General features: G+C 62.4%; 7 protein-coding genes and 1 riboswitch. All 7 genes read left to right on the top strand.

Annotated features, from left to right (window positions below; translation table 11 throughout):
• A partial coding sequence (locus tag WA157_RS17525; protein WP_422622186.1) for a thiamine pyrophosphate-dependent enzyme occupies window positions 1-1,162 on the top strand: 1,162 nt, incomplete at its 5' end.
• Between the two features lie 20 nt (window positions 1,163-1,182).
• Entirely contained in the window at window positions 1,183-3,606 is a 2,424-nt protein-coding gene (locus tag WA157_RS17520) for a DNA internalization-related competence protein ComEC/Rec2 (protein ID WP_422622185.1), read from the top strand.
• A 93-nt stretch (window positions 3,607-3,699) separates the two neighbouring features.
• On the top strand, window positions 3,700-5,070 hold the full coding sequence (locus WA157_RS17515) for a tryptophanase (protein WP_422622184.1): 1,371 nt from the start codon (window positions 3,700-3,702) through the stop codon (window positions 5,068-5,070).
• A 146-nt stretch (window positions 5,071-5,216) separates the two neighbouring features.
• Window positions 5,217-6,764 (top strand): circularly permuted type 2 ATP-grasp protein, encoded by a 1,548-nt coding sequence (locus WA157_RS17510; protein WP_422622183.1) that lies wholly within the window; start codon window positions 5,217-5,219, stop codon window positions 6,762-6,764.
• Between the two features lie 17 nt (window positions 6,765-6,781).
• Window positions 6,782-7,741, top strand: a complete 960-nt coding sequence (locus WA157_RS17505) for an alpha-E domain-containing protein (protein WP_422622182.1) — start codon at window positions 6,782-6,784, stop codon at window positions 7,739-7,741.
• A gap of 73 nt (window positions 7,742-7,814) precedes the next feature.
• Window positions 7,815-7,909, top strand: a riboswitch (TPP riboswitch).
• Between the two features lie 41 nt (window positions 7,910-7,950).
• Window positions 7,951-8,784: a hydroxyethylthiazole kinase gene (gene thiM, locus WA157_RS17500; protein WP_422622181.1), complete on the top strand. Its 834-nt coding sequence runs from the start codon at window positions 7,951-7,953 to the stop codon at window positions 8,782-8,784.
• Window positions 8,778-9,437, top strand: coding sequence for a thiamine phosphate synthase (gene thiE / locus WA157_RS17495; RefSeq protein ID WP_422622180.1), 660 nt, complete (start codon window positions 8,778-8,780; stop codon window positions 9,435-9,437). The genes thiM and thiE overlap by 7 nt, the downstream gene beginning before the upstream one ends.
• The last annotated feature ends 6 nt before the right edge of the window (window positions 9,438-9,443 follow it).

Raw genomic sequence — 9,443 nt, 5'->3', positions numbered from 1 at the left:
CCGCCTGCAGGCGGCGCGGGCGGCGCTGGCCAAGGCCGAGCGGCCGCTGCTGGTGATCGGCAGCCAGGCGCTGGTGCTCTCAAAACAAGCTGATCATCTGGCCGAGGCCGTGGCCAGGCTCGGTATTCCGGTCTATTTGTCAGGCATGGCGCGCGGCTTGCTGGGGCGCGACCACCCGCTGCAGATGCGCCACCAGCGCCGCCAGGCCCTGCGCGAGGCCGATTGCGTGCTGCTGGCGGGTGTGCCTTGCGACTTCCGGCTCGATTACGGCAAACATGTGCGGCGCAGCGCCACGCTGATCGCCGCCAACCGCAGCGCCAAGGACGCGCGCCTGAACCGCAAACCCGACATTGCCGCCATTGGCGACGCCGGCCTGTTCCTGCAAGCGCTGGCGCAGGCTTTTTTACCCGCGCCCGCCGCACCAGTTCGGGCCGAGCCTTCTTCTTCCGTTCGGGCTGAGCCGCCTGCCCTGAGCTCTGTCGAAGGGGTCGAAGCTGCAGGATCAACGGACCGCCTGGCCGGCTGGATCGCGCAACTGCGCGGCCGTGACGGCGAACGCGAGCTCGAAATCGATCAGCAGGCCCAAGCCAGCGGCGAGTTCGTCAACCCGATTGCGCTGTTTCGCACGCTGGAGAAAGAGCTGGGCGGCAACGCCCTGCTGGTGGCCGACGGCGGCGACTTCGTGGCCACGGCCTCCTATGTGCTGCACCCGCGCACGCCGCTCAGCTGGCTCGACCCCGGCGCCTTCGGCACCCTGGGCGTTGGGGCCGGCTTTGCACTCGGTGCCGCACTGGCGCGCCCGGGCAGCGAAGTCTGGATCATCCTGGGTGACGGCGCCTGTGGTTATGGTCTGGTGGAGTTCGACACCTTTGTGCGCCACGGTATCCCGGTGATTGCGCTGGTGGGCAACGACGCCGGCTGGACCCAGATTGCCCGTGAGCAGGTCAAGATGCTGCACGACGACGTGGCCACCGTGCTGGCCCGCACCGACTACCACGCGGTGGCCGCCGGCTTTGGCGCCGAAGGTATCGTGGTGAAAACCATGATGGAGCTGCCCGCCGCCCTGGCCCGCGCCCGCGCGCTGGCGCACAGCGGCAAACCGGTGCTGGTGAACGTCTGGCTCGACAAGACGGAGTTCCGGGACGGTTCGCTGTCGATGTAGGGCGGGTTAGCATCGGCGCCATGCACGCAGCCCCGACCCACAGCACCACCCGTGCGCGGCTGATTTTTCCGGCCTTGTTGGGTTTTGTGACGGGCACCGCCTGGCAGTTGCATCAGCCGACCTTGTTGGCTTGGCCTGTTTATGCATCATTTGTGCTTCTAGCCCCCGTGTTATATGCACTAGTAGCTACTAAATTAGTAGCAAATATCTATCGCAGCGCGTTGATGGCACTGGCTCTGGCGGTGCTGGCCTTTGGTGTCACCGGGCTGCGCGCTTCGATCTATGCGGGCCAGGCGCTGGACGCCAGCCTGGAAGGGCGCGACGTGGCGGTGAGCGGCGTCATTGCCGCCATGCCACAGCGTAGCGAGACCGGTTTGCGTTTTCGCCTGGACGTGGAGTCGGCGCAACAACAGGGGCAAACCGTTCGCCTGCCGCCCCGCCTCTATCTGGCCTGGTATGCCGACCGTTTTGCCGGCGGTGATGCAGATCTGGTGGATGAACTGCAGCGCCAGCCCGCCGCCCTGCAGGCCGGCGAGCGCTGGCAATTCACCGTGCGCCTGAAGGCACCACATGGCGCCAGCAACCCCTTTGGCCATGACTTCGAGCTCTGGCTGTGGGAGCAGGGCTTGCAGGCCACCGGCTATGTGCGCGCCGGGCCCAAAGACCCGACGCCGCAACGGCTGGCCCAAACGCATCGGCATCCGGTGGAACTGGCTCGCCAACTGGTGCGCGAGCAGATAGTTGGGCAGGTCGAGGATCGTCAATATGCCGGACTGATCGCCGCCCTGGTGGTGGGCGACCAAAACGCCATCGACCGCGCGGACTGGGATGTGTTCCGGGCTACGGGCGTGGCGCATCTGATGAGTATTTCAGGCTTGCACGTCACCATGTTTGCCTGGCTTGCCGCGCTGGTGGTGGGCTGGTTGTGGCGGCGCTCCAATCGTTTGTGCCTGTGGCTGCCGGCGCCCAGTGCGGCCCTGGTCGGCGGCGTGTTGCTGGCGGCGGCCTATGCCCTGTTCAGCGGCTGGGGTGTGCCCTCGCAGCGCACCGTGCTGATGCTCGCCACCGTGGGTTTGCTGCGCCTGAGCGGCAAGCGTTGGCCCTGGCCGCACGTTTGGCTGCTGACCTGCGCGGTGGTGGTGGCGGTGGACCCGTGGGCGCTGTTGCAGGCCGGGTTTTGGCTCAGCTTTGTTGCCGTTGGCATCCTGTTTGCTTCTGATTCAGGAGCTACTCATGCAGTAAGAACGGGGGCTGGAGGCCGATTTGCCTCAATACTTCGGGAGCAAGGGGTGATCACACTGGCGCTGACGCCCTTGACGCTGCTGCTGTTTGGACAGGTTTCGGTGGTGGGGCTGGTGGCCAATGCGCTGGCCATCCCCTGGGTCACGCTGGTGGTGACGCCGCTGGCGATGGCGGGCGTGGCGGTGGCGCCGCTGTGGGATGTGGCGGCGTGGGCCATTGCCGCCTTGACCTGGTATCTACAAATGTTGGCGGCCTTGTCCTTTGCAACGATCACCGTGGCGCAAGCGCCGCTGTGGGCAGGCGTGGCCGGTGTCATCGGCGGCGCGGTGCTGGTCATGCAGTTGCCCTGGAGTCTGCGGCTGCTGGGCCTGCCCTTGATGCTGCCGGTGTTGCTGTGGCAGGCGCCGCGACCGCCGGTGGGCCAGTTTGAGCTGCTGGCCGCCGACATCGGGCAGGGCAATGCCGTGCTGGTGCGCACCGCCCACCATGCCTTGCTGTATGACGCCGGGCCGCGCTTTAGCCGTGAGAGTGATGCGGGTCACCGGGTGCTGGTGCCTCTCTTACGCGCACTCGATGTGCGGCTCGATACCTTGCTGCTGAGTCACCGCGACAGCGACCACACCGGTGGCGCGCTGGCGCTGTTGGCGATGCAGCCGCAGGCGACGGTGCTCAGTTCGATTGAGGACACGCACGAGCTGCAGGTGGTGCACCCGGTCACGCGTTGCGTTAGCGGGCAGCGCTGGCGCTGGGACGGTGTTGATTTTGAGGTGCTGCACCCGCAGGCCGCTGACTACGGCGCGGTGCGCAAGAGCAACGCCATGAGCTGCGTGCTGCGCCTGTCCAATGGCGTCCAGTCGGCGCTGCTGGTGGGTGATATTGAGCAGGCGCAGGAATCCCGGCTTGTGACCGAGGGGGGTAATCTGAAGTCCGATGTGTTGCTGGTACCGCATCACGGCAGTAGATTCTCCAGCAGCGCGGCGTTTCTGGACGCGGTGCAGCCGCGGGCTGCGCTGGTGCAGGCCGGCTACCGCAACCGCTTTGGCCACCCGGCGGCGTCTGTTTTGGTGCGCTACCAGGAGCGTCACATTCAGGTGATCGATTCGCCCCATTGTGGTGCTGCGACCTGGCGGTCGGCTCTGCCGCAAGAGCTGCGATGCCAGCGATCAGAGGCTTTGCGCTATTGGCAGCATCGTCTGCCGTAAGTACGAAATTTTGCAATCTGTTGGGAATACCCGACACCACGCTGATTTCGGCGGTGATAACTTTGCACCTTCATTCCTAACTTGTCATGCACCATGCCCAAAACCCTGATTGAACCGTTTCGCATCAAAAGCGTCGAGCCCATCCGTATGACCACCCGACCCGAGCGCGAGCGGCTGCTGGCAGCCGCCAAGCTCAATGTTTTCAAGCTGCGCGCCGAAGACGTACTGATCGACTGGCTGACCGATTCCGGCACCGGCGCCATGTCCTCCAAACAATGGGGCGCCATCATGGAGGGCGACGAAAGCTACGCCGGGGCGCGCAGCTTCTACCGGTTAGAGGCCGTGATCCAGGACATCACCGGCATGCAGCACTTTGTGCCGACGCACCAGGGGCGCGCGGCCGAAAAAGTGTTGTTCACCGCCGTCTGCAAAAAAGGCGATCTGGTGCCCAACAACAGCCACTTCGATACCACCCGCGCCAATCTGGAATACCTCGGTGTCGAGGCGGTCGATCTGGTCATTCCGGAGGGCTTGCAGCCCGCGCTGATTTACCCGTTCAAGGGCAATATCGATCTGGCCAGGGTCGAGGCGCTGCTCAAGCTTGATGCCGCGCGCATCCCGTTTGGCATGATCACCGTGACCAACAACACCGGTGGCGGCCAGCCGGTGTCCATGGCCAATATCCGCGCTTATGCCAAGCTGCTCAAAGCCTACGGCAAACCCTTGATCATGGACGTTTGCCGCTTCTCGGAAAACGCCATGTTCATCAAGATGCGCGAGCCGGGGTACGAAAATACACCCATCAAGCAAATCGTGCAGGAGATGTTCAGTTATGCCGACGGGGCCACCATGAGTGCCAAAAAAGACGGCATGGTCAATATCGGCGGCTTCATCGTGCTGCGCAGCGAAGAGTGGATGGACGCCGTGCGCAACGTGCTGATCATGACCGAAGGCTTTCCCACTTACGGCGGGCTGGCCGGGCGTGATCTGGAAGCGCTGGCTGTGGGGCTGGAAGAAGGCATGCAGGAAGACTACCTGCGTTACCGCCTGCGCACGGCAGAGTACCTGGGCGAGCGGCTGCAAGCCTCGGGCGTGGGATTTGTCAAACCCACCGGCGGCCACGCGGTTTACATCGATGCCAAAACGGTGCTGCCTAACATGCCCATTCAACATTACCCGGCCTGGGCGTTGTGCAATGCGCTGTATCTGGAGGGTGGCATTCGCGGGGTTGAAATCGGCTCCGTGATGTTCGGCAAGCGGCTGCTTGATGGCAGCGAGACCTACCACAGCATGGAACTGGTGCGGCTGGCCTTTCCGCGGCGCATGTACACGCAGAGCCACTTCGATTACGCCGCCGAGGTGATTGACGAGGTCAAGCAGAAGGCGGCCAGCATCCGCGGGGTGCGGATCACCAAGCAGCCTCAGTACCTGCGTCACTTCACTTGCGAATGTGATTGGGTTTGAGGTTTGCTGGTTCTTTGGGCTGGTGCAAGGGCTTGTCTTCCCCATTCACTCAGACCAAGCGTTGACAAAAAAGTAACAATCAGACCAGTGCACCAAGTTGGATTGGCGCAAACCTTGCTAAGCTAGAAGCAGGAGCGATCAAGTTTATGCAGAAATTCGACGAGATGTATACCCAGCTGCCCTACCAGTTTTTTACGAAAGGGGCGCAGATTCGGGACCACTACAAGATCTATGACGAGTGGCTGGCGCGCCAGCCCGGCGACATGATGGCCAAGCGGCGTGAAGAGGCTGAGATGATCTTCCGCCGCGTCGGCATCACCTTTGCCGTTTATGGCGAAAAAGACGAAGAGGGTGCCGGCACCGAGCGCCTGATCCCGTTTGACCTGATCCCCCGCATCATTGCCGCCCAGGACTGGGCTTTTCTGGAGCGTGGACTGGTGCAGCGTGTCACCGCCCTGAATCGTTTTTTGCACGACGTCTACCATGAGCAGGAGATCATCAAGGCTGGGGTGCTGCCACGTGAACAGCTCGAGCACAACGCCCAGTTTCGCGCCGAGATGGTGGGCGTGGATGTGCCCAACAACATCTATTCGCACATTTCGGGCATCGACATCGTGCGCGCGCCCGATGCCGCAGGGGAGGGTGCGTACTACGTGCTGGAAGACAATCTGCGTGTGCCCAGTGGCGTGAGCTATATGCTGGAAGACCGCAAGATGATGATGCGGCTGTTTCCTGCGCTGTTCAACGCGCACCGCGTGGCGCCGATTGCGCATTACCCCGATTTGCTGTTGGAAACCCTGCGTGACAGCAGCCCCGCCACCACGGCCGAGCCCACGGTGGTGGTGCTGACCCCGGGCATGCACAACAGTGCCTATTTTGAACACGCGTTTCTGGCGCAGCAAATGGGGGTGGAACTGGTCGAAGGGCAAGACCTGCTGGTGAAGGACAACTTTGTCTACATGCGCACCACGCGCGGCCCGCTGCGGGTGGATGTGATCTATCGACGGGTGGATGACGACTTTCTGGACCCCACGGTGTTCCGGTCCACCTCAACCCTGGGGTGCGCCGGCCTGCTGGACGTGTACCGCGCGGGCCATGTGACCATTTGCAATGCGGTCGGCACCGGCGTGGCCGATGACAAATCGATCTACCCCTATGTGCCCAAGATGATCGAGTTCTATCTGGGTGAAAAACCGATCCTCAACAACGTGCCCACCTACATGTGCCGCAACAAGGACGATCTGGCCTATACGCTGGCCCACATGAAAGAGCTGGTGGTCAAAGAGGTCCATGGGGCCGGTGGCTATGGCATGCTGGTCGGACCGGCCGCCACCAGCGCCGAAATCGAAGTTTTCCGCAAAGCGGTGCTGGCTAACCCGAGTGGCTACATTGCGCAGCCGACACTCAGCCTGTCGAGCTGCCCCACTTTTGTGGAGAGTGGCATTGCGCCGCGCCACGTCGATTTGCGCCCCTATGTTCTGAGCGGCAAGACGGTGCAGATGGTGCCCGGCGGCTTGACCCGCGTGGCGCTGAAAGAGGGCTCGCTGGTCGTCAATTCGTCACAAGGCGGGGGTACAAAAGATACCTGGGTTCTGGAGACTGACGAAACGCCCCGCGCCGCCGCTTTGCCAACACCGTCCGGGGCGTCGACCGCCACGCAGACCCAGACTCAATCTCAAACCAGGTCGTCTTGAGCACAAGGAGAAATTTCATGCTGTCACGCACTGCCGATCACCTGTTCTGGATGTCGCGTTATACCGAACGGGCCGAGAACACGGCCCGCATGCTGGATGTGAATTACCAGACCTCGCTCTTGCCCCAATCCAGTGCTGCGGCGCAGGTGGGCTGGAAAGGCTTGCTGAGTATCAGTGAGTTGCTGCCGAGCTACACCCAAACCCATGGCGGGATCAATGTTCGCAACGTGATGGATTTCATGGTCAAGGACGACAGCAATCCATCGAGCATCGTCTCGTGCCTGAGTGCGGCGCGCGAAAATGCGCGCGCGGTGCGCGGCACGCTCACCACCGAAGTGTGGGAGACGCAGAACCAGACTTGGCTGGAGGTCAAACGCATGATCAAGTCGGGCGAGTTTGAACGCGATCCGGGTCAGTTTTTTGAATGGGTCAAGTTCCGTTCGCACCTGTCGCGCGGCGTCACGGTGGGCACCATGCTGATGGACGAAGCGCTGCACTTCATGCGGCTGGGTACTTTTCTGGAGCGCGCCGACAACACGGCGCGGCTGGTGGATGTGAAGTTTCATGCGCTGCAAAGCGACCCTTCTGATGCGTCCAACGGCAAGGCGACGGAGTACGACTTCTACCACTGGAGCGCGATTTTGCGCAGCGTGTCGGGTTTTGAGGTCTATCGCAAGGTGTACCGTGACATCATCAAGCCCGAACGTGTGGCCGAACTGTTGATTTTGCGGGCCGACATGCCGCGCTCGCTGCACGCCAGCATGAACGAAGTGGTTAGCAATCTGGAGTTGGTGGGCAGTGAGCAATCGGGCGAAACCCAGCGCCGGGCGGGCAAGCTGCGGGCCAGTCTTCAGTATGGGCGTATTGATGAAATTCTGGCGACCGGACTGCATGCCTTCTTGACGCAGTTTCTGGACCGCGTGAACGACCTGGGTGTCAGTATCAGCCGCGATTTTCTGGTTCCGGCCCCCGCCTGAAGTTAATGGGCTGACAGGGCTGCGGCAGCGGCTCATGGATGTCGTCAAATCGGCGATAAATTCGGGGATAATCCGCTCTTGCTAGAGGTGTCGCCTGTGGGTGACTGAGACATACTCTTTGAACCTGATCTGGGTCGTACCAGCGTAGGGAAGCTTCATTTTTTCCTTCCTCGCCAGTCTGGCCCATGTCTTCTTTTTTCAGGAACCACATGGCCGCAAAACTTTCATTCTCTGATCTTTGGTCTGATGTCTGCGCGGTGCGCGAACGCTCTCCTCTTGTGCACAGCATCACCAACCTGGTCGTGATCAATTTCAATGCCAATGTGCTGTTGGCGGCCGGGGCGTCACCGGTCATGGCGCACGCGCATGAAGAGGTGGCTGACATGGTGGGCATTGCCCAGGCTCTGGTGCTCAATATTGGCACGCTGGACCCGTACTGGATCGAGAGCATGCAGTTGGCGCTACGCGCTGCCGCCAAGCGCGGCATTCCCGTGGTGCTGGACCCAGTGGGGGCAGGCGCCACCAAGTACCGAAACGAATCCATTGAACAGCTTTTGATGACGTCCTTGCCGACGGTGGTGCGGGGCAACGGCTCGGAGATCATGAGCGTGGCAGGCTCCGCCGCACAGACCCGCGGTGTGGACAGCAGCGCCGCCGCCACCGATGCGCTGGGTGCGGCCCAGTCGTTGGTCCAGCGGACCCGGGGCGTCGTTTGCGTCAGTGGGCAAATCGACCATATTCTGGATGCCAGCCACCGTTGGGCGCAACTGTCCAACGGGCATGCGTGGATGACCCGTATCACCGGCGTGGGGTGCTCGGCCACCGCACTCATTGGCGCTTTTTGTGCCGTGCAGCCCGATGCCTGGCGCGCCACAGTGGCCGCGATGGCCTTGCTGGGCGTGGTGGGTGAAGTGGCGGCTGAAAAGGTGATCGCACGTGGCAGGGGAGTGGGCAGCTTGCAAATGGCTTTGTTGGACGAGCTACAGCTGCTTGACCAGAGCACTTTTGAGCAGCGGCTGAAACTCGAAGTCGCTCAGTGGTAGGCACCAGCACCTTGGCACACGGCGTGCGCTTGCAGGCACTGCGTTTGTATCTGGTCACCGACCAGTTCTGCGCCGGTGGCCGTACGCTGGCTGATGTGGTGGCCGCGGCGGTGCAAGGCGGCGTCACCTGTGTGCAGCTGCGCGAGAAACAACTCAATACCCGTGATTTTGTAGCCCAGGCGCTGGCATTGAAGGATCTGCTCGCGCCGCATGGCATTCCACTCGTCATCAATGACCGGATTGACGTTGCGCTGGCCTGTGGCGCGCAGGGTGTGCATCTGGGGCAGAGCGATATGCCGGTGACGCAGGCGCGCCGGCTGTTACCACCCGAGGTCTTCATCGGCTGGTCGGTTGAGACCCTGGAAGACGTTGCGCGCAGTGCCGAGCTGCCGGTGGATTATTTGGGTGTCAGCCCGATCTTTGCCACACCCACCAAAACCGATACCTTGCCACCGTGGGGACTGGAAGGCTTGCGCCAGGTCCGGCAGGCGACAACCGCACCCTTGGTGGCGATTGGGGGCATTCATGTTGACAACGCGCGCGAGGTGCTATTGGCCGGTGCCGATGGGCTGGCGGTGGTCAGCGCGCTGTGTGCGGCGCAAGACCCCTGTGTGGCGGCGCTCAGGCTGAGACAACTCATCGACGCGGTCTGATCGAGA

Source organism: Rhodoferax ferrireducens, from assembly GCF_049302455.1.
Classification (GTDB): Bacteria; Pseudomonadota; Gammaproteobacteria; order Burkholderiales; family Burkholderiaceae_C; genus Rhodoferax; species Rhodoferax ferrireducens_B.
Note: the sequence above shows the minus strand (reverse complement) of the source record. Positions and strands in the feature narration are given on the sequence as shown.